The following is a 26,637-nucleotide window of genomic DNA, read 5'->3' on the forward strand; positions in this document are numbered from 1 at the left end:
CCGACAGACCCGGACAGGAACCGGGGCCGAGCGCCAGTGGGCTGGAGTCTTACTTCGGCGGCTTCTTTCCGGTGACTCCCAGGTACACCTGGAGCGCCAGGTTGGGCTTGAGGTCCTTGACCTTCACGCCCCACGAAGTGAACGCCTTGCCGTGCTCGGCCGCCGCGGCCAGCAACGACACCAGGGCGCCGGCGACCGCCGACGGTTCGACCGACTTGTCGGTCTTGCCCTGGTTGTTGCGCACCGCTTCGGCGAGCGGGGCCGCCACCGAGTTGAGAACCTTCATGCGGATCTTGAAGAACCGCTTGTCCCCTTCGGCAGCACCGAGCGTGACCACTCGGAGAATGGCGTCATTCTTGCGCCAGAAGGCGAGGAATCCGTCCACCAGTTCTTCGGAAGTGGTGAAGCCGGACTTTCCCGCCCAGGACTTTCCATCGACGAGCTCTTTGAGCCCGCCGCTGTCCTCGGCCATTTCCTCGGCGATCTCAAGGACGGCGCCCTCGACATCCGGGAAGTACTGGTAGAAGGTCGCGGGGGAGGTACCCGCCATACGGGCGACGTCGATGACCTTGACGTCCCGGTACGGCGACGTGCTGAGCATCTCGCGGAGGCAGTCGAGCAGCTTCTGCCGCGTCTCCTGTCCGCGCCGCCCGGCGACGCGACCGTCGACGGTGCGAACTTGTCCTGTCATGCCGTCAGCTTACAGCGGTGAGATCTTGGCGCTAATCGGTAGTGCGACTATTAGTCCGGGTGAGGGGGAAACCGTGCCATTTCTGCTTGAGTTGTTGCCCCCCCGTGTGCTGATGACCCCACAGCGTGACGACAAGTCAGCTGAGGGGGGTCCGCCGGGGCCGTGCGGGCGGGCCCGGGGCGGGCCGGCGGGCGGACCCGGAGCGGGCGGCTCCGGTACCCGGGGGCGTGTCCCGGGCGGGGGAGATTGGCTCCCGGGCGGCGGGCATTGGAGAATCGGGGGGCGCCGCCGCCGGGGGGCGTTGGCGGAAGGGGAGGTGGCTGAGGAGTGGACCAGCTGACGGCGCACGATCCGAGGCGGATCGGGCCCTTCGAAGTGCTGGCCCGGCTCGGCGCGGGCGGCATGGGCCTGGTGTACCTGGCCCGGTCGGCCTCGGGACGCCGGGTGGCCATCAAGACCGTCCGCACCGAGCTGGCCGAGGACAACCTGTTCCGGGTCCGCTTCGCCCGCGAGATCGCCGCCGCCAAGACGGTCGGCGGCTTCTACACCGCCGCCGTGGTGGACGCCGACGCCGACGCGGCCGTCCCGTGGCTGGCCACCGCGTACGTGCCCGCGCCCTCGCTGGAGGACCTGGTCACCGACTGCGGGCCGCTGCCCGCCGACGCGGTGCGCTGGCTGACCGCGGGCATCGCCGAGGCGCTCCAGTCCATCCACGCCGCGGGCCTGGTCCACCGGGACCTCAAGCCGTCCAACGTGCTGGTGGTCGAGGACGGGCCCCGGGTGATCGACTTCGGCATCGCCGCCGGGGTCTCCAGCACCCGGCTCACCATGACCAACGTCGCGGTCGGCACGCCCGCCTACATGTCGCCCGAGCAGGCCCGGGACAGCCGCAGCGTCACCGGCGCCAGCGACGTGTTCTCGCTCGGCTCGCTGGTGGTGTTCTGCGCCACCGGGCACCCGCCCTACCGCGGCTCCAACCCGGTCGAGACGGTGTTCCAGCTGCTGCGCGACCAGCCCGACCTGTCCGGGCTGCCGGTCGAGCTGGTCGACCTGGTCCGGGCCTGCATGCGGCCCACCCCCGAGCACCGGCCCACGCCCGCCCAGATCCAGGCCGAGCTGGCCCCGCACCTGTTCTCCCGGGCCGACGCCTCCGGCGAGGCGGGGGACTGGCTGCCGCCCGCCGCGCTCGACCTGATCGAGGCCAAGCGCAGCAGCAGACGTCCCGTCAGCGCCCAGCAGCCCCCGGCCCGGCCGCAGCCCCAGCTGGTGCTGCCGGCCCAGCCGGTCGGGCCGCCGCCGCTGCCGGACGCCCCGGCCCCGGTCGGCGCCGCCGGGCCGGCCTCCGAGGCCGAGGTGGTCACCGAGCGGGTGCGCCCGCACCGGCGGCCCCCGGTCGGCGACCCGGGCGGCGACGGCGAGGTCCGGCTGCCCGGCGCGCACGTGCCGATAGGGCCCGGGCCGCGGGCCGAACCGGCCGCGCCGGCGCCCGCCCCGGTCGGCACCGACTGGGTGCGCCGCAGCTCCGCGCCGTCCGCCGCCCCGCCGCAGCCCGCCGCGCGCTGGCGGCCCTGGCGGTTCCGGATGTCGAACGACGTGTGGGGCACCCCGGTGGTCGCCGACGGCGTCCTGTTCGCCTCCAGCTTCGAGGTGCACGCGCTGGACATCGGCTCCGGCGAGCGCCGCTGGAAGACCCGGGACGTGGCCTGGGCGCTGGCCGTCGACGCCGGCCGGGTGCACGCCGCCGACGGCCCGCACCTGTACACGGTGGACGCCGCCGACGGCGCCGAGCGCTGGCGGCATGCGCTGGACGGCTGGGTGTACGCGCTGGACGCCGCCGACGGCGTGCTGTGCTGCGGGGTGCGCGGCGGCGGCGTGCAGCTGCGCGCGGCGGCCACCGGCACCGAGCTGTGGCGGGCCGACGACGCCCAGCAGGAGTACGAGAACCCGCAGTCCGGCCCGGCGCTGGTCGGCGGCGCCGCCTACTACCAGGGCGGCGGCCGGCTGCACTGCGTCGACCCGCGCGGCGGCGGGGTGCGCTGGTCGGTGCCGCTGGGCGGCGAGGTGCCCTCCCGGCCGGTCGAGCAGGGCGGCGTGCTGTACGTGACGTCCGGTCAGCGGGTGCACGCGCTGGACGCCGCCACCGGCGCCGAGCACTGGCGCTTCGACGCGCCGGTCGCGCTGTTCACCCCGCCCGCGGTGGACGGCCGGGCGGTGTACGTCGCCGACTACCTCGGCACCCTGTACGCGCTGGACGCCGCCACCGGGCACGGCCGCTGGCGGGCCGCCACCGCCGCCCGGCAGGGCGCCGAGCCGGCCGTGGTCGCGGACGGGACGGTGCTGCTGGGCTCCGGCGACACCCTGTTCGCCTTCGAGGCGGCCGGCGGCCGGGAGCGCTGGCGCTACACCACCCGGGGCGACCTGGTCGGCTCCCCGGCGGTCGCCGAGGGCCTGGTGCACCTGGGCAGCCGCGACCACTCGCTGCACACCCTGGAGCTGGCCACCGGCCGGCTGCGCTGGGAGCTGGGCACCAAGGGCGAGCTGACCGGCTCCCCGGTCGCGGTCGGCGGCCGGGTCTTCGTCGGCTCCAAGGACCGCTGCGTGTACGCGCTGGACTCCTTCTACGGCACCGCCGTCCCGCAGTAGCGCGGCGAAACGGTACGGCCCCGGACCTCGCGGCGAGGTCCGGGGCCGATCCGCGCGGGCCCGGGGCTACGGGTGGCGGTGCTGCCAGCCGGCCCAGGCGGAGGCGACCATCTCGCGCACGTCGTACCGGGCGCTCCAGCCGAGCTCCCGCCGGATCAGGTCGGCGGCGGCCACCACCCGGGCCGGGTCGCCGGGGCGGCGCGGGGCGATCTCGGCGGCCGTGTCGATGCCGGTGACCTCGGCGATCTCGGCGAGCATCTCGCGCACCGAGACGCCCTCGCCGCGGCCGATGTTCAGGGTCAGGTTGACCCGCTCGTCCGGCCCGGCCGCGTTCAGCCGGCGGACCGCCGCCAGGTGGGCGGAGGCGATGTCCGAGACGTGGATGAAGTCCCGGACGCAGGTGCCGTCCGGGGTCGGGTAGTCGGCGCCGAAGACCAGCGGGGCCCGGCCGGCCGCCAGCCGCTCGAACACCATCGGGACCAGGTTGGTGACGCCCTCGTCGGACAGCTCCGGGGTGGCCGCGCCCGCCACGTTGAAGTAGCGCAGCGCCACGGTGGACATCCCGTAGGCGGTGGCGGAGGCGTTCAGCAGCCACTCGCCGATCAGCTTGGTCTCGCCGTACGGGTTGATCGGCGCGCACGGGGTGGACTCGGTGACCAGGTCGACGTCCGGCATGCCGTAGACGGCGGCGGAGGAGGAGAGCAGGATCCGGCGCACGCCGCCGGCCGCCGCGGCCTCCAGGACCAGGCGCAGGCCCTCGACGTTCTCCCGGTAGTAGTGCAGCGGCTCGCTGACCGACTCGCCGACCTGCTTCTTGGCGGCGATGTGCAGGATGCCGGTCACCCCGTGCTCGGCGATCACCTTGTCCAGCAGCGGCCGGTCCAGGGTGGAGCCCTCCACCAGGGGGACCCCGGCGGGCAGGCGGTCGGCCGAACCGCTGCTCAGGTCGTCCAGGACGACCACCGGCTCGCCCGCCCCGGCCAGTTCCTTGACTACGTGTCCGCCGATGTAACCGGCACCGCCGGTGATCAACCAGGTCATGGCCCGATCCTAGACGCGCCCTTTTCCCGGTGCCGTGGTGTGTCCGCACGGGCATTCGGACATATCGGTGAAATAGTGACAAAGCTCTGTCCAGCGACCGGAGGTGGCCGCCGTGCGCCCCAAGAAGGAACCGACCCGCCCGATCCCGGCCGGCCCCCGGCCGACCGGGCCCAAGCTGTGGCTCGGGCCCGTGGCGGCGCTCGCCTCGGCGGCGCTGCTGGTGACCGGCTGCTCCAGCTCCGGTTCCGGCTCCAGCTCCACCGCGGCGGCCAGCAGTTCCTCGTCCTCGTCGGCACCCGCCCCCTCCAGCAGCAACCAGCTGGAGCAGGACTACCAGCAGGTGATCTCCCAGGTGCTGCCCTCGGTGGTGCAGATCACCGCCGGGGACAGCCTCGGCTCCGGGATCGTCTTCGACGACAAGGGCGACATCGTCACCAACGCGCACGTGGTCGGCACCGCCACCACCTTCACCGTGACGCTGGCCAACAGCACCAAGCCGCTGGACGCCGCGCTGGTCGGCAGCTACCCGGACTCCGACCTCGCGGTGATCCGGCTCGACAACCCGCCCGGCGGCCTCAAGCCCGCCGCGTTCGCGGACAGCGCCAAGGTCGCGGTCGGGCAGATCACGCTGGCGATGGGCAGCCCGCTCGGCCTGTCCAGCAGCGTCACCCAGGGCATCGTCTCGGCGGTCGGGCGGACGGTCAGCGAGCCCAAGACCACCGATTCGCCGGGCGCCACCATCGGCAACATGGTGCAGACCTCGGCCGCGATCAACCCCGGCAACAGCGGCGGCGCGCTGGTCAACCTCTCCAGCCAGGTGATCGGGATCAACACGCTCACCGCCGTCGACCCGGAGCTGAACGGCTCGGCCGCGCCCGGCATCGGCTTCGCCATCCCCGCCGCCACCGTGACGAGCATCGCCGACCAGCTGATCAAGGACGGCAAGGTCAGCAACTCCGGCCGGGCCGCGCTCGGGGTGACCGTCCGCCCGTACTTCGACGCGAACTTCCAGCCGGCCGGCGCCGCGGTGGTCTCGGTGGTCGACGGCGGCCCGGCCGCCTCGGCCGGCCTCCAGGCGGGCGACGTGATCACCAAGGTCGGCGACACCGCGATCACCAGCCCCTCCGCGCTGACCACCGCGCTGGCCTCGCAGAGCCCCGGTGCCAAGGTCACCGTCGGCTACCAGCGGGACGGGCAGGACAAGACCGCGGAGGTCACCCTCGGGACGCTGTAGCCCGCCCGACAGACCCGGGCCCGGAGTGCCGTACCGCGCAAGGGAGGCGGCACTCCGGGCCCGTCCACGTCCGCCCCCGGCCCGGCCCGCCCGGCCGGGGCGGCGTCGTTCAGCCCCGGTGGCCGGCCCGGGTGTGCCAGGGCAGCTCGACCGTCACCGAGGTCGGGCCCTCCGCCGGGCTCTCCACCACGAACACGCCGTCCACCGACTCGGCGCGCTCGACCAGGCCGGCCAGCCCGCCGCCGGGGTGCACCCGGGCCCCGCCGCGGCCGTCGTCCCGCACCGTCAGCATCAGCCGGTCGTCCTGGCGCCAGACGTCCACCGAGGCGCTGCGGGCGCCGGAGTGCTTGGAGGCGTTGGTCAGCAGCTCGCTGACGGTGAAGTAGGCGATGCCCTCGACCGCGGAGTCCGGCCGCCCGCCGCCCAGCTCGACGTGCACCCGGACGCCGCCGGGCAGCGTGCAGCGGGCCGCGACCGAGGAGAGCGCCGCGTCCAGCCCGCGGTCGGTGAGCACCGCGGGGTGGATGCCGCGGGCCAGGTCGCGCAGCTCCCGCAGGGCCAGCTTGACCTCGCCGTGCGCCGCGTCGACCATCTGCCGGGCCGCCGCCGGGTCCTCCGCCAGCTTCTCCCTGGCCAGGCCCAGGTCCATCGCCAGCGCGACCAGCCGGGCCTGCGCGCCGTCGTGCAGGTCCCGTTCGATCCGGCGCAGGTCGGCCGCGGCGGTGTCGACCACCACGCCCCGGTCGTCCTCCAGCTCGCGGACCCGCTCGGCCAGCGCACCCGGCGCCAGCAGCACCTCCACCAGCCACCGGGAGACCGCGCCGATCGCCCGCATCGCCCAGGGCAGCACCGGCCAGCCGACCACCAGCAGCACCAGCGTCAGCGTGAAGCCGAGGATCCCCCAGATCAGCAGCACCACGCAGTACAGCGCCGAGCGCCAGCCCAGCCCGTCGGCCAGCGAGGCCGTCACCCGGCCGGCCGGCCCGGTCCGGCTCGGGCGCAGCGGCTCCGGCTCGGCGACCGAGCTGCCCAGATCGGCCCGCGCCCGGGCCCGGGCCAGCCGCCCGAACCAGCGGCAGCAGCCCAGCCCGAAGGCCAGCAGCGGCAGCCCGATCACCGTCACCGCCAGGCCCAGCCCGGCCGTCAGCAGCACCGCCGTCACGGCGAACCCGGCCACCCCGACCGGCAGGTTCAGCAGCGAATTCCGCACCTCCCGCCACAGCCGTGCCCCGTACAACGACGGGCGCTTCGCCTCGTCCTCCATGGTCGGCGCCCTCTCCTGGTGGTCTCGCCGTGCTTCGTCGATCACCAGCATCCCGTTCGGCGACCGCCCCCCGCCATGGTGCTGCACACCGTCTTCTTCCGGGGGTTATCCCCACCCCCCGACCTGCACCCAGGGCCCGGACCGGCCCCGGAGCGGTCTCGGAGCGGTCGCGGACGGAATTCCGCCGGTGTCCGCCGGAAGTCCACCGGACGTCTTGCAGGACGGGCAGGTGGCGGAGTAAACGAGCGGTACACATAGACTCCCGCGATAGCGATGGTTATGGACGGGCAAAGAAGAAGGGCGTGACCCATGGAGTGGCAGCCGCTCGCTGCCGACCCCGCTGCCGGCAGCGGCTACTTCGACGCCTACGCGGCGATCGGTCTGCTGGCGGTCATCGGCGTCCTCTTCGTCGTGGTGGCCTTCACCGCGAACCGCCTGCTGCGACCGGTGGTCGACACCCCCGAGAAGCTGCTCGCCTACGAGTGCGGGGTCGACCCGGTCGGCGAGGGCTGGGCGCACACCCAGATCCGGTACTACGTCTACGCCTTCCTCTACGTGATCTTCGCGGTCGACGCGATCTACCTGTTCCCGTGGGCCACGGTGTTCGCCGCCGCCGGCTTCGGGGCGGCCACGCTGGTGGAGATGTTCGTCTTCATCGGATTCCTCGCGGTCGGACTGCTCTACGCCTGGAAGAAGGGCGTTCTGGAATGGACGTGACGCACTCGCACGGGACGCCCGGCTCCGGCCCCGTCCCGCTCGGCCTCCCCGACCCGGCCCGCCCCGGTGCCGCCGTCGAGCAGCGCCGCCTCGGCCCGCTGGCCCGGCTCGCCCCGGACCCGGTCAAGGTGGTGCTCAACTGGGGCCGCCGCTACAGCCTCTGGTGCTTCAACTTCGGACTGGCCTGCTGCGCGATCGAGTTCATCGCCGCGTCGATGGCCAAGCACGACTTCATCCGGATGGGTGTCATCCCGTTCGCGCCCGGCCCCCGGCAGGCCGACCTGATGATCGTCTCGGGCACCGTCACCGACAAGATGGCCCCCGCCGTCAAGCGCCTGTACGAGCAGATGCCCGAACCGAAGTACGTCATCTCCTTCGGCGCCTGCGCCAACTCCGGCGGCCCGTACTGGGACTCGTACTCCGTCACCAAGGGCGTCGACCAGATCATCCCGGTCGACGTCTACGTGCCCGGCTGCCCGCCCCGGCCCGAGGCGCTGCTCCAGGGCATCCTCAAGCTCCAGGAGAAGATCGCCGCCGAGGACGTGCCGCAGCGCTACGCCGCGCCCGCCGCCGCGCTGGGCCGCCCGCTGCGCACCGCGCCCGGGGAGGAGGGGCAGTGACCGACACCCCGGACACCTCCGGGACGCCCGAGCAGGCACCCGAACCGGCACCGGAGCCGACCCCCGCCGAGCGCACCGCCGCGGCCGTCGGCCCCTGGGCGACCGCCGCCGAGGCGTACGACCTGCTCACCGTCGACGTGCCCGCCGAGCACTGGATCGAGGCGCTCACCGCCGCCCGCGACACCCTCGGACTGGCCTTCCTGGACTGGCTGAGCGCCGTCGACGACCTCGACCGGGGCTTCGCGGTCTGCGCGCACCTGGCCGCCGTCGGCGAGCCCGGCGGCGTGCGCCGGCTGCTGCTGCGCACCCGGGTGCCGCGCGAGAAGGCCGCGCTGCCCACCGCCGTCGGGGTGTACGCCGGTGCCGCCTGGCACGAGCGGGAGACCCTGGAGATGTTCGGCATCGAGTTCCCGGGCCACCCGCACCCCGTCACCCTGCTGCTGCCCGACGGCTTCGAGGGCCACCCGCTGCGCAAGGACTTCGTGCTGGCCGCCCGGGTCGCCAAGGACTGGCCCGGCGCCAAGGAGCCCGGCGAGTCCGCCGACCACGGCGGCCCGGCCCGGCGCAAGATGCAGCCCGCCGGCGTCCCCGACCCGAACGAGTGGGGCCCGCTCAAGGGCACCCTGCCGCCGGTCGCCGAACGCCCCGCCCGCGGCGCGCGGGCCGGCGCGGCCGCCGGCGTCGACCGCCCGCGCCGCACCCGCAGCGTCGAGACCGGCTCCGCGAGCCAGGCCGCCCCGGCCGCCGGCACCGCCCCCGAGACCCCGCCGGTCCGCGCCGACCGCCCGCGCCGCACCCGCAGCGTCGGCGAGGGCTCCGTCAGCCAGGCCACCCCCGCAACCCCGGCCGAACAGCCCGAGCCCCCGCGCCGCGCCGCCCGCACCCAGTCGTCCGACGCCCCGTGGCACGCGCCCGTCCCGGCCCACGACGAGCAGCCCGAGCCCGGGCGGGCGAAGCCGGAGCAGGCCGGGCTGGTGAAGCCCGAGCAGGCTGAGCAGCCCGGGTCGGCGAAGCCGGAACAGCCGCAGCCGGAGTCGGAATCCGGGCCTGAGCAGGTCGCGCAGCCCGGGTCGGCGGAGCCGGAACAGCCGCAGGCTGGGCAGGCCGAGTCGGTGGAGAGCGAGCAGGACGGGCAGGCCAGGTCGGCAGAGCCTGGGCTGGTGGAGCCGGAGCAGGCTGAGCAGGCCGGGTCGGCGGAGCCCGAGCAGGCCGAGCAGACCGAATCGGTGAAGAGCGAGCAGGCCGCGTCGGCAGAGCCGGAGCAGGTCGAGCATGCCGGGCTGGTGAAGCCGGAACAGCCGAGGCCCGAGCAGGTCGAGCAGGCCGGGCTGGTGAAGCCGGAACAGCCGAGGCCCGAGCAGGTCGAGCAGGCCGGGCTGGTGAAGCCCGAGCAGGCTGAGCGGCCCGGGTCGGCGCGGCCGGAACAGTCGCGGCCTGAGCACCCCGGGTCGGTGGAGAGCGAACAGGCCGGGCAGGCCGGGTCGGCAGGGCCCGGACGGGCGGGGCCGGAGCAGGCGCAGCCCGGGTCGGCGCAGCCGGAACAGCCGCAGCCCGAACAGTCGCCGCCCGAGTCGGCGGAGCCGGAGTCCGGGCCGGAGCAGGCCGGGCAATCCGGGCAGTCGCGGTCGGAGCGGCCGCAGTCCGAGCGTCCCACCGAGCAGGACGGAGACAGCGCGTGAACCTCCTCGACACGCTGCTGCGCTGTGTCGGCACGCTGGTGGCGTTCCTGGTGCTGCCGCTGGTGGTCGGCCAGGCCGAGCACAAGGTGATGGCGCACATGCAGGGCCGGCTCGGTCCGATGTACGCGGGCGGGTTCCACGGGTGGGCGCAACTGGTCGCGGACGGGGTGAAGTTCGCCCAGAAGGAGAACGTCGTCCCGTCCGGGGCCGACCGGCGGATCTTCCAACTGGCCCCGGCCGTCGCGCTGCTGCCGTACCTACTGGTGCTGCTGGTGATCCCGGTCGGGCCGGACGGGATGGTCGGCCAGGTGGTCGACGCGGGCATCTTCTTCGTGCTGGCCGTGATGGGCGTCGGCGTGCTGGGCTCGCTGATGGCGGGGTGGGCGTCGGCCAACAAGTTCTCGCTGCTGGGCGCGCTGCGCACGGCCGCGCAGTTGATGTCGTACGAGCTGCCGATGCTGCTGGCCGCCGCCTCGGTGGCGATGGCGGCGGGCACCGTCTCGCTGCCGGGCATCGTGGACGCCTTCCACTGGTGGTGGGTGCCGTGGCAGTTGATCGGCGCGTTCGTGTTCTTCACGGCCGGGCTGGCCGAGTTGCAGCGTCCGCCGTTCGACATGCCGGTGGCCGACTCGGAGATCATCTTCGGCGCGTACACCGAGTACACCGGCCTGCGCTTCGCGCTGTTCCTGCTCGCCGAGTACGCGGGCATCGTGGTGCTCTGCGGCCTGACCTCGGTGCTGTTCCTGGGCGGCTGGCACGGCCCGTTCTCGGACGGCCTCGGCTGGCTGTGGACGCTGGTGAAGACCTTCGCGCTGGCCTTCGTGGTGCTCTGGCTGCGGGTCACCTACCCGCGGCTGCGCGAGGACCAGCTGATGCGCTTCGCGTGGACGGTGCTGATCCCGCTGGCGCTGGCCCAGCTCGCCCTGACCGGCATCATCAAGGTGGCGATCTCGTAATGGGAATTCCCGGCTCCGGCCTGGCCAAGGGCCTGGCCGTCACCCTGCGCACGATGGTGCGGAAGACCGTCACCGCGCAGTACCCCGACGTGCAGCCCGACCTGCCGCCGCGCTCGCGCGGCGTGATCGCGCTGCTGGAGGAGAACTGCACGGTCTGCATGCTGTGCGCCCGCGAGTGCCCGGACTGGTGCATCTACATCGACTCCCACAAGGAGACGCTGCCCGCCGCCGACCCGAACGCCCGCGCCCGCACCCGCAACGTGCTGGACCGCTTCGCGATCGACTTCTCGCTCTGCATGTACTGCGGGATCTGCGTCGAGGTCTGCCCGTTCGACGCGCTGTTCTGGTCCCCGGAGTTCGAGTACGCGGAGACCGACATCCGCGAGCTCACCCACGAGCGCGAGCGGCTGCGCGAGTGGATGTGGACCGTCCCGCCGCCGCCCGCGCACGACGCCGCGGCGGAGGAGCCCAAGGAGATCGCCATGGCCCGCAAGGCCGCCGACAAGCTGGCCGCCGCCGCCGCGGCGGCGGCCTCCGCCGAGGAGGGTGGGGAGAGTTGAGCACCCTGCTGGCCGCGGCGGGCTCGCTGGAGCCCGCCGCGCGCTCGTACCTCTCGCCGACCGGGCAGGAGATCGTCTTCCTGCTGGTCGGTGTGCTCGTGCTCGGTGCCGCCGTGGTCTCGGTGACCACCCGCCAGTTGGTGCACGCCGCGCTCTGGCTGGTGGTCGCGCTGGGCGGGCTGGCGGTCGAGTTCCTGCTGCTGACGGCCGAGTTCGTGGCCTGGGTGCAGGTGCTGGTGTACCTGGGCTCGGTGATCGTGCTGGTGCTGTTCGGCCTGATGCTGACCCGTGCCCCGATCGGCCGCTCCCCGGACGCCGACTCCGGCAACCGCCCGGCCGCGCTCGCCGTCGGCCTGGCCTCCGCCGCGACCCTGGTCACCCTGGTGGTGGACGCGTTCCGCTCGTCCTGGATCGACCTGTCCGGCGCGGCCGGCACCACCCGGCTGACCGGTGAGTACCTGTTCTCGCACTGGGTGCTGCCGTTCGAGGCGCTCTCGGTGCTGCTGCTCGCCGCCCTGGTCGGCGCGATCGTGCTCTCCCGCACCGGGGACGGCCGGGCCCGGCCCCGGGCCGGGAAGCTGCGCGCCGGGCAGCCGCGCACCGGGCAGCCGCGCACCGCCCCGACCGAGCCGAAGGAGCGCTGACGTGCACCTCGCCTACCCCGCCGTCCTCGCCGTGCTGCTGTTCAGCGTCGGCGTGTACGGCGTGCTCGCCCGGCGCAACGTCGTCCTGGTGCTGATGTCGGTCGAGCTGATGCTCAACGCCGTCAACCTCAACCTGGTCGCCTTCGACGTCTGGCTGCGCGACACCCTGCACGCCGGCCAGGCGCTCACCCTGTTCACCATCACCATCGCCGCCGCCGAGATCGGCCTCGGCCTGGCGATCGTGCTGCTGGTCTACCGCACCCGCCGCACCGCGGCCGTCGACGGGGTCACCGCGCTCGGCGACCGCCACGAGGCGGACGACCCCGCCGGTGCCGAGAAGGAGCGGGCCGCCGCATGAACCTCGCGCTGCCGATCCTCGTCCCCGTGCTGCCCGCGCTCGGCGCCGCCGCCGGCCTCGCCACCGGCCGCCGGCACCCCGGCCTGGCCCGCCCGCTGGCGGTGCTGCCGGTCGCGGTGTCCGCCGTGCTCGCCCTGGTCACCGCCCTGCAACTGGGCACCGGCACCACCCTGGACGCCGGCACCCGGCTCGCCCCCACCGGCGGCCCCGAGATCTCGCTCGCCCTGCACCTGGACGGCTTCTCCTCGCTGATCTCGGTGCTGGTCGGCTTGGTCGCCACCTGCGTGCAGGTCTACTCCACGGCCTACCTCAAGGACGACCCGCGCTACCCCTCGTACGCGGCCCTGGTCTCGCTGTTCACCGCCGCGATGTTCCTGGTCGTCTACTCCGGCGACCTGATCGTGCTGCTGGTCGGCTGGGAGGTGATGGGCATCTGCTCGTACTTCCTGATCGGCCACCACTGGGAGACCGCCGACGCCCGCACCGCCTCGCTCAAGGCGTTCCTGGTCACCAAGCTCGGCGACGTGCCGTTCCTGTTCGGCCTGTTCCTGCTCGGCGCCGACGCCGGGACGTTCCGGATCACCGACGTGCTGCACACCGCCACCACCGGCGGACTCCAGCACCCCACCCTGATCGCCCTGCTGCTGCTCGGCGGCGTGGCCGGCAAGAGCGCCCAGTTCCCGCTGCACACCTGGCTGCCGGACGCGATGGCCGGCCCCACCCCGGTCTCCGCGCTGATCCACGCCGCCACCATGGTCGCGGCCGGCGTCTACCTGGTCGCCCGGCTGCTGCCGGTGTTCCTGCTGTCCTCCGCCGCGCTGCTGGTGCTCGCCGTGATGGCGGCCGTCACCATGGTCGGCTCCGCGCTGTGCGCGCTCGCCCAGGACGACCTCAAGCGGGTGCTCGCCTACTCGACGGTCGGCCAGCTCGGCTACATGACCGGCGCGCTGGCCGCCGGCGACCGGCAGGCCGCGGTGTTCCACCTGGTCGGCCACGGCGCGTTCAAGGCGCTGCTGTTCCTCACCGCCGGCGTGGTCATCCACGCCGCGCACACCAACTCGATCAGCGCCATGTCCCGGATCGAGGGCCTGCGCCACCGCGTCCCCGACGCCTACTGGACGATGGGCATCGCCCTGGTCGCCCTGGTCGGCCTGCCGCCGTTCACCGGCTTCTTCACCAAGGAGTCGGTGCTCACCGCCGCCGAGCACGCCGCCCACGGGGAGGCGCTCACCGGCACCCTCGGCCCCGCCTCGGCCGTCCCCGCCGCGGCCGGCTGGACGGTCCTGGCGGCCGGGCTGCTCACCGCGCTGCTCACCGCCGCCTACGCCGCCCGGCTCTGGCTGGTCGCCTTCCACGCCCGGCCGGTGGCCGCCCCCGCCGCCGCCCCGTACTCCCCGGAGATCGACGAGGCCGACCCGGCGCACGCCGAACCGGCCGCGATGCGCTGGCCGCTGTGGGTGCTGGCCCTCCCCACCATGGGCTTCGGCCTGCTCGGGCTGCGCACCGACTGGCTCCCCGCCCTGCTCGACGGCGAACCGCTGCGCCCCGCCACCGCGACCATGGTGCTCGGCACCGGCGCCGCGGTGGCCGGCCTGCTGATCGGCTACGCCGCCTGGCGCACCGCCGCCGCCCGGGCCGCCGCCGCCCCGCCCGTCCGGGTCCCCCCGCAGGCCGGCCCGCCCGCCGCCGAGACGCTCACCGCGCCCGCCGCGCCCCCGGCCGCCGCCGACCCCGGACGCCTGCTGCTCGGCCCGCTGTACGGGCCCGCCCAGCACGGCTTCGGCGTCGACCGGCTGTACAGCGCCCTGTTCGTCCGGCCCACCCGGGCCGCCGCCCGGCTGGTCCGCTTCCTGGACCGGGCCGTGGTGGAGACGTACGTGCGCGGCGCGGGCGCCGCCCCCGGCTGGCTCGGCCGCGCCGTCCGCCTCGCCCAGACCGGCAACGCCCAGGGCTACCTGAACGCGCTGCTGGCCGGGGCCGTACTGCTCGCCGTCCTGGTGGCGGTCGGCTCATGACCCGTCCTCACCTCCCCGTCCCGGCACGCCCTTGGAGCCCCCGATGAACGCGGTCCTCATCGCCCTCCTGGCGCTGCCGCTGCTCGGCGCCGCCCTGACGCTCGCCCCGATCGGCGACCGGCGGGCCCTGCGCCTCGGCACCGCCGTCACCGGCGGCACCCTGCTGCTGGCGGTCGCCCTCGCGGCCGGCTTCGACCACGGCGACCCGGGCCGGATGCAGGCCGTCACCGACGTGTCCTGGATCCCCGCCCTGGACGTGCGCCTGCACCTGGGCACCGACGGCATCTCGCTGCCGCTGCTGGTGCTCACCGCGCTGCTCACCTTCCTGTGCGCGCTGTACTCGCTGAAGCAGCTCCCCGCGGGCCCCGGCGGCCGGGCCTTCACCGGCCTGCTGCTCCTGCTGGAGACCGGCATGCTGGCCACCTTCGCGGTGCTCGACCTGGTGCTGTTCTTCCTGGCCTTCGAGATCGTCCTGATCCCGATGTACTTCCTGATCGCGCGCTGGGGCAGCGGACGGAAGGCCGCCGCCGCGAACCGGTTCATCCTGTACACCCTGCTCGGCTCCGCCGTGATGCTGCTCGGCTTCCTGCTGATCGGCGTCCAGGCCGGGACGTTCGACATGGTGCGGCTCGCCGCCGCGCACGGCGGCGGCCTCTCGCACACCACCCAGCTGATCGCCGCGCTGGCGATCCTGGTCGGCCTCGCCGTGAAGGCCCCGGCCTGGCCGCTGCACTCCTGGCTGCCCGACGCGCACACCGCCGCCCCCACCGCCGGCTCGGTGCTGCTGGCCGGCGTGATGCTCAAGATGGGCACCTACGGCCTGGTCCGCGTCCTGCTGCCGATCGTCCCGGACGGCACCGCGACCTTCGCCCCCTACCTGGGTGCGTTCGCCGCCGTCGGCATCGTCTACGGCTCGCTCGCCTGCCTGGCGCTCGCACGCAAGGGCGCCAAGGGCGACCTCAAGCGGCTGATCGCCTACTCCTCGGTCGGCCACATGGGCTTCGTGCTGCTCGGCATCGCCTCGCTCACCCCGGCCGGCCTGAACGGCGCGCTGTTCGCCAACATCGCGCACGGCCTGATCACCGGCCTGCTGTTCTTCGTGGTCGGCGCGGTCAAGGACCGCTACGGCACCGCCGACCTCGACACCCTCGCCGGGGCCACCGGCGCCGCCCTGTACGGCCGCGCCCCCCGGATCGGCGCGCTGCTCGCGTTCGCCGCCGTGGCCAGCCTCGGCCTGCCCGGACTGGCCGGGTTCTGGGGCGAACTGCTCGCCATGTACGGCGCGTTCGACCCGGCCGCCGGGCTCTCCCGGCCCGCGTTCCTCACCTACATGGTGCTGGCCGGCCTCGGAACCCTGCTCACCGCCGGCTACCTGCTGGTCGTGGTCAAGCGGGTCTGCGCGGGCGACCCGAAGCAGCCAGCCCCGGTCGCCGTCCTGCCCGACCTCCAGGGCCACGAGGCCGCCAGCTGGACGCCGCTCGCCGCGCTCACCCTGCTCGCGGGCCTGTGGCCGGCCCTGCTCCTCGGCCTCTCCGACCCGGCCGTCAAGCACCTCCTCGGAGGCGGCTGATGACCACCGCTCACGACCTGGGGCAGCCCCTCATGACTCCGCTCGCCGTCGCCGACCCGGGCGGCCTGATCCAGTCCGTCGACTGGGTGGCCGTCGCCCCGCCGCTGATCGCCGCGCTCGCCGCCCTCGCCGTGCTGGTCACCGACCTGTTCCTGCCGCCGGCCCGCAAGCGCCTGCTGGGGTGGCTGAGCGCGGCCGGACTGCTGGCCGCGCTGGCCGCGCTGATCCCGCTGGTCGGCGACGCCCGCTCGACGTTCTGCTTCGGGAGCGGCGGCTGCTCCTACACCGCCGACCACTTCGCGCTCGCCTTCCAGCTGCTGGCGCTGGGCGGCGCGCTGCTGACCGTGCTGCTCTCGCTGCACACCGTCGAGAAGGAGCGGCTGCCCGGCGGCGAGTACTGGTTCCTGCTGCTCTGCTCGGCCTGCGGCGCCGCCCTGCTGCCCGCCGCCCGGGACCTCGCCACCCTGGTGATCGCCCTGGAGGTGGCCACCCTGCCCGCGTTCGCCCTGGTCGCCCTGCGCCGGGACGGCCGGGGCGCGGAGAGCGCGCTCAAGTTCTTCCTCTCCTCGGTCACCGCGACCGCCGTGATGCTGCTCGGCGTCAGCTTCGTCTACGCCGCCGCCGGGACGCTCCAGCTCCAGGGCGTCGCCGACGGACTGGCGCACGCCCCCGGCCGGTTGAAGCCGCTCGCCGAGGCGGGCGCGGTGCTCACCCTGGTCGGCTTCGCGTTCAAGACCGCCGCCGTCCCGTTCCACTTCTGGGTGCCCGACACCTACGTCGGCGCCCCGCTCCCGGTGGCCGGCTACCTCTCGGTGGTCGGCAAGGCGGCCGGCCTGTCCGGCCTCGCCCTGGTCACCACGCTGGCCTTCCGCCCGTACGGCCACACCTGGGGCCTGGTGCTGGCGGTGCTCGCCGCGCTCACCATGACGGCCGGCAACGCCGCCGCGCTGCGCCAGCGCCCCGACGCCCCGCACGGGGCGGTCCGGCTGCTGGCCTGGTCCTCGGTCGGCCAGGCCGGGTACCTGCTGGTGCCGCTGGCCGCCGCCGGGTACGCCGGCTCGGCCGAGCCGCTGGGCGCGACCGTGGCGTACGCGCTGATCTACGGCCTGGTGAACCTGGGCGCGTTCGGCGCGGTCGCGCTGGTCGGCGGCTCCGGCCGGCTGGACGGCTTCCGCGGCCTGGCCGGGCGCAACCGCTGGGCGGCGCTCGCCCTGGCCTTCTTCCTGCTCTGCCTGGCGGGCCTGCCGCCCGGCGTGGTCGGCCTGTTCGGCAAGGTCGTGGTGTTCCGCGCGGCCGTGGACGCGGGCCTGGGCTGGCTGGCCGTGGTGATGGCGGTGAACGTGGTGGTCGCGCTCGCCTACTACCTGAAGTGGACCGCCCTGCTGTTCGCGCCGTCCGCCGGAGCGGCCGAGCCGCGCCGTTCCCCGGCCTCGCTCCGGGTCGCGCTGGGCCTGGCGGCCGGCGGAGCGGCGGTGCTCTCGGTGGCCCCGCAGCTGGTCCTCCAGGTGGTGTCGGGCAGCCTGTTCTGACCTGTGGTCGAATGCCGAGGGGAACGAACCGGCCAGTTCGGGGCGTTGATCCCGGCAGAGGGAAGCGGTTCCACGGCTTCCACCGGCACCACAGGAGGGCCCGCAGTGCACAGCCACCACAACGGATTGCGGACGGCCGTCCTGTTGGGCGGCCTGTCCGCGCTGATCCTGGTGATCGGCAGCTTCTTCGGCCGCACCGGTCTGCTGGTGGCCCTGCTGGTCGCGGTCGGCACCAACGCGTACGCGTACTGGAACAGCGACCGGCTGGCGCTGCGCGCGATGCGGGCCCGCCCGGTCAGCGAGATCGAGGCCCCGCAGCTGTACCGGATCGTCCGCGAGCTCTCCACCTCGGCCCGCCAGCCGATGCCCCGGCTGTACATCTCGCCGACGCCCGCGCCGAACGCCTTCGCCACCGGCCGCAACCCGCGCAACGCGGCGGTCTGCTGCACCGACGGCATCCTGCAACTGCTCGACGAGCGCGAGCTGCGCGGCGTCCTCGGCCACGAGCTGAGCCACGTCTACAACCGGGACATCCTGATCTCCTCGGTGGCCGGGGCGCTCGCCTCGGTGGTGATGTTCCTGGTCAACTTCGCCTGGCTGATCCCGGTCGGCCGCTCGGACGACGACGACGGCCCGGGCCTGGTCGGCATGCTGGCGATCATGATCCTGGGCCCGGTCGCGGCCGGCCTGATCCAACTGGCCGTCAGCCGCTCCCGCGAGTACCAGGCGGACGCCGACGGCGCCCGGATCACCGGCGACCCGCTCGCCCTGGCAGACGCCCTGCGCAAGCTGGACGCCGGCACCCAGCGGCTGCCGCTGCCGCCCGAGCCGCAGCTCCAGACCGCCGGCCACATGATGATCGCCAACCCGTTCCGTCCCGGCGAGCGCGGCGCGAAGCTGTTCTCCACCCACCCGCCGATGCGCGAGCGGATCGCCCGCCTGGAGCGGATGGCCGGGCGCTGACCGACCCGCCGCTCCCTGGCGCTCCCTGCCGCTCCTTGCTGCTCCCCGCCGTTCCTCCCGGGGCCGCTCCTCGCGTCGGCCGCGGGCACGCGCTGGCCCCTTCGGGCGACCGCCCGGCGAGCGTCCCGGTGCCGCCGCCGCCCCGCTGGTAGGGCTGGACGCACTGCCAGACCCGAGGCCGGAGGTGCGGTGCGGTGACCATGCTGCCGAGCGACGCAGAACTGGGCCGGAGCGGTCCGCCGCCGCCCCCGCCCCCGCACCGCCGCTTCGGCCGGGCCTCCCGCCCGCGCCGGGGCCGGGCGCTGGTGGGGTGGCTGACCACCACCGACCACAAGCAGATCGGCACCCTCTACCTGGCCACCTCGTTCGCCTTCTTCCTGCTCGGCGGGGTGCTGGCGCTGGTGATGCGGGCCGAGCTGGCCCGTCCGGGGACGCAGATCCTGTCGAACGAGCAGTTCAACCAGGCGTTCACCATGCACGGCACGATCATGCTGCTGATGTTCGCCACCCCGCTGTTCGCGGGCTTCGCGAACTGGTTCATGCCGCTGCACATCGGCGCCCCCGACGTGGCCTTCCCCCGGCTGAACGCCTTCGCCTACTGGCTGTACCTGTTCGGCTCGCTGATCGCGGTGGCCGGTTTCCTGACCCCGCAGGGCGCGGCCGACTTCGGCTGGTTCGCGTACGCGCCGCTGAACAGCGAGGTGCACTCGCCCGGGGTAGGCGCCGACCTGTGGATCATGGGCCTGGGCTTCTCCGGCTTCGGCACCATCCTCGGCTCGGTCAACTTCGTCACCACGATCGTCTGCCTGCGCGCCCCCGGCATGACGCTGTTCCGGATGTCGATCTTCACCTGGAACATCCTGCTGACCTCGATCCTGGTGCTGATGGCCTTCCCGGTGCTGGCCGGCGCGCTGCTCTGCCTGGAGGCGGACCGCAAGTTCGGCGCGCACGTCTTCGACCCGGCCAACGGCGGGCCGCTGCTCTGGCAGCACCTGTTCTGGTTCTTCGGGCACCCGGAGGTGTACATCATCGCGCTGCCGTTCTTCGGCATCGTGACCGAGATCCTCCCGGTGTTCTCCCGCAAACCGGTCTTCGGCTACTCCGGCCTGATCGCCGCGACCATCGCCATCGCGGGCCTGTCGATCACCGTCTGGGCGCACCACATGTTCGTCACCGGGCAGGTGCTGCTGCCGTTCTTCTCCTTCATGACCTTCCTGATCGCCGTCCCGACCGGCGTGAAGTTCTTCAACTGGGTCGGCACCATGTGGCGCGGTTCGCTCAGCTTCGAGACGCCGATGCTCTGGTCGATCGGCTTCCTGGTCACCTTCCTGTTCGGCGGCCTGACCGGCGTGCTGCTGGCCTCGCCGCCGATCGACTTCCACGTCTCCGACTCGTACTTCGTGGTCGCGCACTTCCACTACGTGGTGTTCGGGACGGTGGTCTTCGCGATGTTCGCGGGCTTCTACTTCTGGTGGCCGAAGATGACCGGCCGGATGCTGGACGAGCGCCTCGGGCGGATCCACTTCTGGACGCTGTTCGTCGGCTTCCACACCACCTTCCTGGTCCAGCACTGGCTGGGCGCCGAGGGCATGCCGCGCCGCTACGCCGACTACCTGGCCTCGGACGGCTTCACCACGCTCAACACCGTCTCCAGCGTCGGGTCCTTCCTGCTCGGCCTCTCCACGCTGCCGTTCCTCTACAACGTCTGGCGGACCGCCAAGTACGCGCCCAGGGTGGAGGTCGACGACCCGTGGGGCTACGGCCGCTCGCTGGAGTGGGCGACCTCCTGCCCGCCGCCCCGGCACAACTTCACCACCCTGCCGCGGGTCCGCTCCGAGTCCCCGGCGTTCGACCTGCACCACCCGGAGATCACCGAGTCCGACCGGCTGCAGAACGAACCGCGCTGACCTGCCGCCGCGAGGGCCGCGCCGGGGCCGCGTCGGCGTCTTACCGGTGTCGTACCGGTGTCGCACCGGCGGTCCGGCCCGGGTGCGGCGTCCGTTTCGCGGTGATATGAATCGTTTCGTCCCCGTGCCGTCCGACGCGCGGGGGCGTTCGGTCTGACCGTGCGCGGGATCGGAGCGTCATGGACAACTATCCGCTGCTCAACATCTTCTGGACGATGCTGGAGCTGTTCCTCTGGATCCTCTGGTTCTTCCTGCTGTTCAAGATCATCACGGACATCTTCCGCAGCCACGACATGGGCGGCGGCGCCAAGGCGGCCTGGACGATCCTGGTGATCCTGCTGCCCTTCCTGGGCGTGCTGCTCTACCTGATCGTCCGCGGCGGCTCCATGCACGAACGCGACCTCGCCCAGGCCAAACAGGCCGACGCCGCCTTCCAGGAGTACGTCCGCAAGGCGGCCGGCACCGGTGGCGGCCCGGCGCCCTCCGGGGGCTCCTCGGGCGGCCACGTGGCGGACCTGGCGCGGCTGGCCGACCTCAAGAACAGCGGCGCGCTGACCGAGGAGGAGTACCAGCGGGCCAAGGACAAGCTGCTCACCTGACCCCCGTCCGGCGCAGCGGCGCGCGGCCCGTCCCGACCCCGGGGCGGGCCGCGCGCCGTCCCCGGCCACCGCCCGCGCCGCCCCGCGACCCACCTCGTGGACCGCCCCTCGTCCCGCCTCGCGCTCCGCCCCGCGCTCCGCTCGTCACACCCCTGCCACAAGGCCGGTCCGCCACCTGCCCCTTCCGGCCCCGGTGTGCGAGCCTGGAGGCATGAAGCTGATCAACTTCCTGCTCAACGTGATCTGGCTGTTGTTCTGCGGCCTGTGGATGGCGATCGGCTACGCGGTCGCCGGGATCGTCTGCTTCGTCCTGATCGTCACGATCCCGTTCGGCGTCGCGTCCTTCCGCCTCGCGGGCTTCATGCTCTGGCCCTTCGGCCGCACCACCGTGGTCCGCGCCGACGCCGGGGCCCCCTCCTGCGTGGGCAACGTGATCTGGCTGGTGTTCGCGGGCTGGTGGCTGGCGCTCGGGCACATCGTCACCAGCATCCCGCTGTTCCTGTCGATCATCGGCATCCCGTTCGGCTGGGCCAACCTCAAGATGGTCCCGGTCTCGCTGACCCCGCTCGGCCGCGACATCGTCTCCACCGACCAGGGCTTCGGCGCCCGCTGACCGCGCTCCGCCGAGCGCGCCCCGCCGGTCGGGCCGCGCCGGCTCGGCCCCGCCGACCGGGCTCCGTCCGGTCGGAAAGGGTTCGCGTCCCGGTGCCCGGCGGGGTAGAACCGTCCGGTCGGAGCAGGGCGGCGGACGAGGAGCGGCACGTGGCGGACGGCGAGAACGCGCCGGGCGAGATCATGGCGGGCGGGGTCAACCGGATCGAGCGCCGGGGCGACCGGGTGCTGCGGCCGACCGGGCCGTGGTCACCGGCCGTGCACGGGCTGCTGGCGCACCTGCGGGCGGCCGGGTTCACGGCGGGGCCGCGGTTCCACGGCATCGCCGAGGACGGGCGGGAGGTCCTGGACTTCCTGCCCGGCGAGGTGCCGAACTACCCGGCCACCCCGGCCTCCGCCTCCCGCACCGCGCTGCTCGACGCCGCCCGGCTGCTGCGGCGGTACCACGACGCCACGGCGGGCTACCGCGCCGAGGGCTGGATGCTGCCCGCCCGGGAGCCGGTCGAGGTGGTCTGCCACGGCGACTACGCCCCGCACAACTGCGTGCTGGACGGCGAACGGGTGGTCGGCGTCATCGACTTCGACACCGCCCACCCCGGCCCCCGGCTGTGGGACGTCGCCCACGCGGTCTACCGCTGGGCGCCCACCACCGCGCCCGGCAACGCCGACGGCTTCGGCACCCCGGGCGAACAGGCCCGCCGGGTAAGGGAGTTCTGCGACGCGTACGGCCTCGGCCGGGCCGACCGGGCGGGCCTGGTGGACGCGGTCGAGGCCCGGCTGCACGCCCTGGTGGCGCACATGCGGGCCGAAGCCGCCGCCGGGAGCGCCGCGTTCGCCGCGCACCTGGCCGACGGGCACCACCTGATGTACCTCTCCGACGCCGCGTACGTGGTGCGCGAGCGCGCCCGCTTCGAGGACCTGCTCCTGGCGGAGTGACGGGGACCGGCCCGGCGGCCGGCCCGCCCGTTCACCCGCCCGTTCACCCGTCCGTTCGCCCGATCACCCGTCGGTCCGCTCCAGGTGCTCGCGCAGGGCCCGGAACTCGGCCGCGATCCCGTCCAGCGTGTAGTGCGCGTTCAGCCCGCTCGGGTTCGGCAGCAGCCACACCTCGGTGTCGCCGATCGGCTCCGGCTGCGGCCCGACCGCCGCCCGCGGCCGGCCGAACGCCGCCCGGTACGCCCCGATCCCGAGCACCGCCAGCGCGCGCGGGCGCAGCCGCCGCACCCGGACCTCCAGGTCCCGTCCGCCCGCCAGGTACTCCTCGGCGGTCAGCTCGGCCGCCTTCGCGGTGGTCCGGGCCACCACGTTGGTGATCCCCAGCCCGAGCCCGAGCAGCTCCTGCTGCTCGTCCGGCCGCAGCTGCCGGGGGGTGAAGCCGGAGCGGTGCAGGGCGGGCCAGAACCGGTTGCCCGGCCGGGCGAAGTGCCGGCCGGTGGCGCCCGACCACAGACCGGGGTTGATCCCGCAGAACAGCACCCGCAGGCCGGGCGCGGCCACGTCCTCGATGCTGGTGTCCTGGGCGGCGGCGAGCTGTTCGGGCGTGGGCTTGGCGCCGTTGGCCGGGCGCTGCGGCGGAGTACGGGTCACCCCGCCCACTCTGCCGTACCGGCGGGCGCGCGCACCTCGCCGAGCGCCCGCGAACGGTTTTCGGAACCGACCTCCGGGAAGGGCGTTCCGGCAGGTCGGGGCCGATGCGGCCGAGGTTCGGCATATCGGATGGATAGTCAGTTCGATTGTTTTCCTGACCTGATGACTTCTCTGGCGGAGAATGGGGCGGTGTCATACGAACTGAACGCGCTGGTCGCCACCGCGGAACTGATCGCGGTGGTCGCGGCCGAAGTCCCGCTCGCGCGCAGCGCGCCCCTGCCGCACGGCCTCGCGCTGGTGCCGATGACCGACGAACTCCACGACGCCCTCCAACACCCTTCCAACGCACCGGACTTCGGCTTCAAGCGGTTCCCCTCAGGATTCGCCCTGCGGATCGCCGGCTGGTCCAAGTCCGCCCCGATCGCCTACGCCGAGATCGACGAGGAGCACCCCGCCGGACGCCGCGCCGCGCTCTGGTACGACGGCCGGATCACCCTCGGCCCGCTCGCCCCCGCCGACGGCGCCCCGCTCGACCGCGTCCTGCGCGCCCTCGGCGCCACCGACACCACCGCCCCGGCGATCACCGCGGCCCTCGACACCCACCGCCGCCGCCCCGCCGAGGACTGACCCGGCCCCGCCCGACGCCTCCTGCGCGCACCGCGAACGCCAGGAGGGCGCACCGTCCCCGGTACGCCCTCCCTGGTGGCCCGTCCCGCCGCTCGGCAGGTTCAGCGGTAGTTGACGAACTGGATCGCGAACTCCAGGTCCTTGCCCTTGAGCAGCGTCTGCACGGTCTGCAGGTCGTCCCGCGACTTCGAGCTGACCCGCAGCTCGTCGCCCTGGACCTGCGCCTTGACGCCCTTCGGGCCCTCGTCGCGGATGATCTTCGCCACCTTCTTGGCGTCCTCGGTGGTGATGCCTTCCTTCACGTCGGCGAAAATCTTGTACTCCTTGCCGGACAGCTGCGGCTCCGCCGCGTCCAGCGCCTTCAGCGACAGCCCGCGCTTGACGAACTTGGTCTGCAGCACGTCCAGGATCGCCCGGACCCGCTCCTCGCCGTTGGCCTTCATCTCGATCTTCTCGCCGGACCGCTTGATCTCGGCGCCCACGTTCTTGAAGTCGAACCGGGTGGCGATCTCGCGGGAGGTCTGGTTGATCGCGTTGTCGACCTCCTGCCACTCGACCTTCGAGACGATGTCGAAACTGGAGTCGGCCATGGGTGTTGGTCTCCTTGCACTACAGGCTGCACGGTCACGCCACCCGCCACCGGCGGGCGACGCCCCAGCCTATCCAGCGCCCCGCGCCCCCGCCCGCACCAGCCGCGCGCCGACCTTGATCGCGACGTGACGGAACCGAGTGGCGGACCACCCCCCACCATCGGGTATCGTTTACGACGTCGAACGGGGCACCACCCCGCAAGACACCATCCCTGGCTGGTTGCCCGAGCGGCCAAAGGGAGCAGACTGTAAATCTGTCGCGCAAGCTACGCAGGTTCGAACCCTGCACCAGCCACCGGATAGTGGAGAAGCCCCCGGGCTGCGGAGACGCAGCCCGGGGGCTTCTTCGTTGTCCAGGGGGCCCGGCGCTCGCTGTCCGGGGTCCGGGCGGGAGGCCCGGCGGGTCAGCCCGGGTGGTTCTGGCGGGGGAGGGCGAGGGTGACGGTGTCGGCGAACTCGCGGACGGCGCTGGTGCGGGAGACGATGCGGCCGCAGTGGACGACCAGGCGGGAGTGGCCGGCGGTGAGGGCGCCGGCCAGGTCGTCGCCGCGGACGGCGAGGAGTTCGGCGGGGAAGCCGGCCTCGACCCGGACGGGGGGGAGGCCGAGGGTGGTGCGGGCCTGGGCGGAGACGGCGTCGTAGGCGGCTTCGGGGGAGAGGGCGCCGCTCGCGGTGAGGAGGCGGGCGGCGTCCAGCGGGTCGGCCCGGCCGACCGGGTTGGAGGTGTCGCGCAGGGCTCCGGCACCGGCCGTGAGGGCGACCCGGGCCTGGGACAACTCCCGGACCAGCGACGGGCGCAGGCCGGTCGGCGGGTCGTCGAGGCCGGTGCAGCCGCCGTTCTGCGGCAGGCAGACCACCCGGACGCCGGCGCCGGCCAGCAGGCCCGCGCCGCCGGGCGGCAGCGCGCTGCACGGGCCGAGCGTGACCCGGGGCAGGTGGGGGGCCAGCGCGGCGACCAGTCGGGCGAGTTGGGCCGGGTCGGCGGCGGCGGTGTGCAGGTCGACCGGGCAGTCCGCCTCGGCCGCGGCCTCCAGCAGGACCCGGGCGTAGCCGACCGGGTCCGGGTCGAGGTCGGGGCAGCCGCCCGCCGCGTCCGCGCCGAGCTTGAGGGCGTCCCGGAGCAGGGCCCGCCCGTCCGCCCCGGCCCGGCCGGTGAGCAGCCGGGGCATCGCCACCGCCTGGAGCTCGGCCAGCCCGCGCAGCGACTGGCGCGCGGTCAGCACGGCCTCCAGCCGGCGCAGCCCGTGCCCGCCGCCGATCCGGACGTGGGTGCGCTGGGCGGTGGCCCCGTAGCCGAGCGAGGTGAGCGCGGACTCGGTGGTCCGGCGGACCAGGTCGGCCGGGCCGTCCCCGGCCGGTTCGGGCGGCCCGGCGTGGAACGCGCTGTCGTAGTGTCCGTGCGGCTCGGCGGGGGCGGGCAGCAGCAGGTAGCCGGACAGGTCGATCCGGGCGCCGGTGGTGACCGTCGGCTGCCCGGGCATCGCGGGCAGCGGTCCGAGGCCGCCGGTCGCGCCGACCTCCTGGATCCGGTCCCCGCTGATCCGGACGTCCACCACTCGCCCGTCCGGCAGCCGGGCCCCGGCGAGTAGCAGGACCGGCCCGTGCCCGAGCGGGTTGGCGGACGGGGGCGGCTGGGGTTCCTCGCCCTGTTCGCTCATCGGCCCGCTCCTCCAGTCCCGTTGACCGCCCGGCGGCCTCGGGGGCCCGGTGCGGGGCGGCCGACCCGCGGCGCACCCGTGCGGCCGCGAGGGGCCACGTGAGAGATCACTGACGGTCGAGCCTAGGCCGGACCCGGCGGGGACCGGTGGATGCGGGCCGCCCTGACGTGTCGGGACGTGTCGGGGCGGGCCGGGCGGGTCCCGGTTGCGGCGGAGGTCGAACGGGTGTCGGGTGACGGCCCGTCAGTGCGGGCCCGCCGACCTGCGGAGATCCACCGCGGATACGGATTTCACCTCTGGCCCGGAACCGTGTAATCTCTTCCTCGTTCGCCCCTATAGCTCAGTCGGTAGAGCGTCTCCATGGTAAGGAGAAGGTCTGCGGTTCGATTCCGCATGGGGGCTCTGGTGAGAAGCTCCCCGCTCCGGCGGGGTTCCGATCATCAAAGCGGTGTAGCTCAGTTGGTAGAGCAAGCGGCTCATAATCGCTGTGTCACCGGTTCAAGTCCGGTCACCGCTACTCCGCGTAGTCGATCGGGGGGTCACTCCCGATCGGCTACTCTTGTCTGTGTTCTT

General features: G+C 73.9%; 24 protein-coding genes and 3 tRNA genes. 21 read left to right on the forward strand and 6 right to left on the reverse strand.

Features of this window, described 5'->3' with window-relative positions; genetic code table 11:
* Window positions 1–49: 49 nt before the first annotated feature.
* A complete protein-coding gene (locus tag K353_RS19430) occupies window positions 50–691 on the reverse strand; it encodes a TetR family transcriptional regulator (protein ID WP_100837756.1) in 642 nt (213 codons plus the stop codon).
* 327 nt (window positions 692–1,018) lie between these two features.
* Here K353_RS19430 and K353_RS19435 point away from each other — a divergent pair, with 327 nt between their 5' ends.
* Window positions 1,019–3,334, forward strand: coding sequence for a serine/threonine-protein kinase (locus K353_RS19435; protein ID WP_111554873.1), 2,316 nt, complete (start codon window positions 1,019–1,021; stop codon window positions 3,332–3,334).
* A gap of 66 nt (window positions 3,335–3,400) precedes the next feature.
* Here K353_RS19435 and galE read toward each other — a convergent pair whose 3' ends face one another.
* On the reverse strand, window positions 3,401–4,375 hold the full coding sequence (gene galE, locus K353_RS19440; RefSeq protein WP_100837758.1) for a UDP-glucose 4-epimerase GalE: 975 nt from the start codon (window positions 4,373–4,375) through the stop codon (window positions 3,401–3,403).
* 142 nt (window positions 4,376–4,517) lie between these two features.
* Between galE and K353_RS19445 the strand changes: the two genes are divergently transcribed.
* Window positions 4,518–5,609, forward strand: a complete 1,092-nt coding sequence (locus tag K353_RS19445; RefSeq protein ID WP_199528180.1) for a trypsin-like peptidase domain-containing protein — start codon at window positions 4,518–4,520, stop codon at window positions 5,607–5,609.
* 109 nt (window positions 5,610–5,718) lie between these two features.
* Here the strand turns inward: K353_RS19445 and K353_RS19450 are convergent, their stop codons facing one another.
* Complete coding sequence (locus K353_RS19450; protein WP_233533687.1) at window positions 5,719–6,873, reverse strand: sensor histidine kinase; 1,155 nt, start codon at window positions 6,871–6,873, stop codon at window positions 5,719–5,721.
* A gap of 309 nt (window positions 6,874–7,182) precedes the next feature.
* On the opposite strand from K353_RS19450, the gene K353_RS35765 reads away from it, so the two are divergent.
* The 15 genes from K353_RS35765 to K353_RS19525 all read left to right on the forward strand — a co-directional run bounded on the left by K353_RS35765 (window position 7,183) and on the right by K353_RS19525 (window position 22,538).
* Complete coding sequence (locus tag K353_RS35765) at window positions 7,183–7,590, forward strand: NADH-quinone oxidoreductase subunit A (RefSeq protein ID WP_111554876.1); 408 nt, start codon at window positions 7,183–7,185, stop codon at window positions 7,588–7,590.
* Window positions 7,581–8,210, forward strand: coding sequence for an NADH-quinone oxidoreductase subunit B (locus K353_RS19460; protein WP_111554877.1), 630 nt, complete (start codon window positions 7,581–7,583; stop codon window positions 8,208–8,210). The genes K353_RS35765 and K353_RS19460 overlap by 10 nt, the downstream gene beginning before the upstream one ends.
* Entirely contained in the window at window positions 8,207–9,889 is a 1,683-nt protein-coding gene (locus tag K353_RS19465) for an NADH-quinone oxidoreductase subunit C (RefSeq protein WP_111554878.1), read from the forward strand. The genes K353_RS19460 and K353_RS19465 overlap by 4 nt, the downstream gene beginning before the upstream one ends.
* Window positions 9,886–10,845 (forward strand): complex I subunit 1 family protein, encoded by a 960-nt coding sequence (locus K353_RS19470; protein WP_111554879.1) that lies wholly within the window; start codon window positions 9,886–9,888, stop codon window positions 10,843–10,845. Before K353_RS19465 ends, K353_RS19470 begins: the two co-directional genes overlap by 4 nt.
* On the forward strand, window positions 10,845–11,405 hold the full coding sequence (locus tag K353_RS19475; protein ID WP_100837765.1) for an NADH-quinone oxidoreductase subunit I: 561 nt from the start codon (window positions 10,845–10,847) through the stop codon (window positions 11,403–11,405). Before K353_RS19470 ends, K353_RS19475 begins: the two co-directional genes overlap by 1 nt.
* Window positions 11,402–12,049 carry an NADH-quinone oxidoreductase subunit J gene (locus K353_RS19480; RefSeq protein ID WP_233533688.1) on the forward strand — a complete coding sequence of 216 codons (648 nt, stop codon included), beginning with the start codon at window positions 11,402–11,404 and terminating at the stop codon, window positions 12,047–12,049. Before K353_RS19475 ends, K353_RS19480 begins: the two co-directional genes overlap by 4 nt.
* A 1-nt stretch (window position 12,050) precedes the next feature.
* Window positions 12,051–12,407 carry an NADH-quinone oxidoreductase subunit NuoK gene (gene nuoK, locus K353_RS19485; RefSeq protein WP_111554880.1) on the forward strand — a complete coding sequence of 119 codons (357 nt, stop codon included), beginning with the start codon at window positions 12,051–12,053 and terminating at the stop codon, window positions 12,405–12,407.
* The gene (locus K353_RS19490) at window positions 12,404–14,422 is read left to right on the forward strand and encodes an NADH-quinone oxidoreductase subunit L (RefSeq protein WP_111554881.1); all 2,019 of its coding nucleotides are present in this window, start codon (window positions 12,404–12,406) and stop codon (window positions 14,420–14,422) included. Before nuoK ends, K353_RS19490 begins: the two co-directional genes overlap by 4 nt.
* Before the next feature lie 43 nt (window positions 14,423–14,465).
* Window positions 14,466–15,992 (forward strand): NuoM family protein, encoded by a 1,527-nt coding sequence (locus K353_RS19495; RefSeq protein WP_111554882.1) that lies wholly within the window; start codon window positions 14,466–14,468, stop codon window positions 15,990–15,992.
* Between the two features lie 32 nt (window positions 15,993–16,024).
* Entirely contained in the window at window positions 16,025–17,521 is a 1,497-nt protein-coding gene (locus K353_RS19500; RefSeq protein WP_111554986.1) for an NADH-quinone oxidoreductase subunit N, read from the forward strand.
* A gap of 105 nt (window positions 17,522–17,626) precedes the next feature.
* On the forward strand, window positions 17,627–18,484 hold the full coding sequence (gene htpX / locus K353_RS19505) for a zinc metalloprotease HtpX (protein ID WP_111554883.1): 858 nt from the start codon (window positions 17,627–17,629) through the stop codon (window positions 18,482–18,484).
* Between the two features lie 200 nt (window positions 18,485–18,684).
* Window positions 18,685–20,391, forward strand: a complete 1,707-nt coding sequence (gene ctaD / locus K353_RS19510) for a cytochrome c oxidase subunit I (RefSeq protein WP_111554987.1) — start codon at window positions 18,685–18,687, stop codon at window positions 20,389–20,391.
* A 179-nt stretch (window positions 20,392–20,570) separates the two neighbouring features.
* A complete protein-coding gene (locus tag K353_RS19515) occupies window positions 20,571–20,990 on the forward strand; it encodes an SHOCT domain-containing protein (protein ID WP_111554884.1) in 420 nt (139 codons plus the stop codon).
* 211 nt (window positions 20,991–21,201) lie between these two features.
* Window positions 21,202–21,603 (forward strand): YccF domain-containing protein, encoded by a 402-nt coding sequence (locus K353_RS19520; protein WP_111554885.1) that lies wholly within the window; start codon window positions 21,202–21,204, stop codon window positions 21,601–21,603.
* A gap of 149 nt (window positions 21,604–21,752) precedes the next feature.
* A complete protein-coding gene (locus tag K353_RS19525; RefSeq protein ID WP_233533689.1) occupies window positions 21,753–22,538 on the forward strand; it encodes a phosphotransferase enzyme family protein in 786 nt (261 codons plus the stop codon).
* A gap of 63 nt (window positions 22,539–22,601) precedes the next feature.
* Here K353_RS19525 and mug read toward each other — a convergent pair whose 3' ends face one another.
* Window positions 22,602–23,189, reverse strand: coding sequence for a G/U mismatch-specific DNA glycosylase (gene mug, locus K353_RS19530; RefSeq protein WP_111554989.1), 588 nt, complete (start codon window positions 23,187–23,189; stop codon window positions 22,602–22,604).
* 189 nt (window positions 23,190–23,378) lie between these two features.
* Here mug and K353_RS19535 point away from each other — a divergent pair, with 189 nt between their 5' ends.
* Window positions 23,379–23,816, forward strand: a complete 438-nt coding sequence (locus K353_RS19535; RefSeq protein WP_111554886.1) for a hypothetical protein — start codon at window positions 23,379–23,381, stop codon at window positions 23,814–23,816.
* A 101-nt stretch (window positions 23,817–23,917) separates the two neighbouring features.
* Here K353_RS19535 and K353_RS19540 read toward each other — a convergent pair whose 3' ends face one another.
* Window positions 23,918–24,406: a YajQ family cyclic di-GMP-binding protein gene (locus K353_RS19540; protein WP_100837775.1), complete on the reverse strand. Its 489-nt coding sequence runs from the start codon at window positions 24,404–24,406 to the stop codon at window positions 23,918–23,920.
* A gap of 214 nt (window positions 24,407–24,620) precedes the next feature.
* Between K353_RS19540 and K353_RS19545 the strand changes: the two genes are divergently transcribed.
* Window positions 24,621–24,701, forward strand: a tRNA-Tyr gene (locus K353_RS19545).
* 109 nt (window positions 24,702–24,810) lie between these two features.
* Here the strand turns inward: K353_RS19545 and K353_RS19550 are convergent.
* Window positions 24,811–26,064, reverse strand: coding sequence for a hydrolase (locus K353_RS19550; RefSeq protein ID WP_111554887.1), 1,254 nt, complete (start codon window positions 26,062–26,064; stop codon window positions 24,811–24,813).
* A 329-nt stretch (window positions 26,065–26,393) separates the two neighbouring features.
* On the opposite strand from K353_RS19550, the gene K353_RS19555 reads away from it, so the two are divergent.
* Both K353_RS19555 and K353_RS19560 read left to right on the forward strand, forming a co-directional pair.
* Window positions 26,394–26,466, forward strand: a tRNA-Thr gene (locus tag K353_RS19555).
* Between the two features lie 42 nt (window positions 26,467–26,508).
* Window positions 26,509–26,581: transfer RNA gene (locus K353_RS19560), tRNA-Met, on the forward strand.
* Window positions 26,582–26,637: the final 56 nt, after the last annotated feature.

Origin of the sequence: Kitasatospora sp. SolWspMP-SS2h (genome assembly GCF_003259315.1) — a bacterium.
GTDB classification, from domain to species: domain Bacteria; phylum Actinomycetota; class Actinomycetes; order Streptomycetales; family Streptomycetaceae; genus Kitasatospora; species Kitasatospora fiedleri.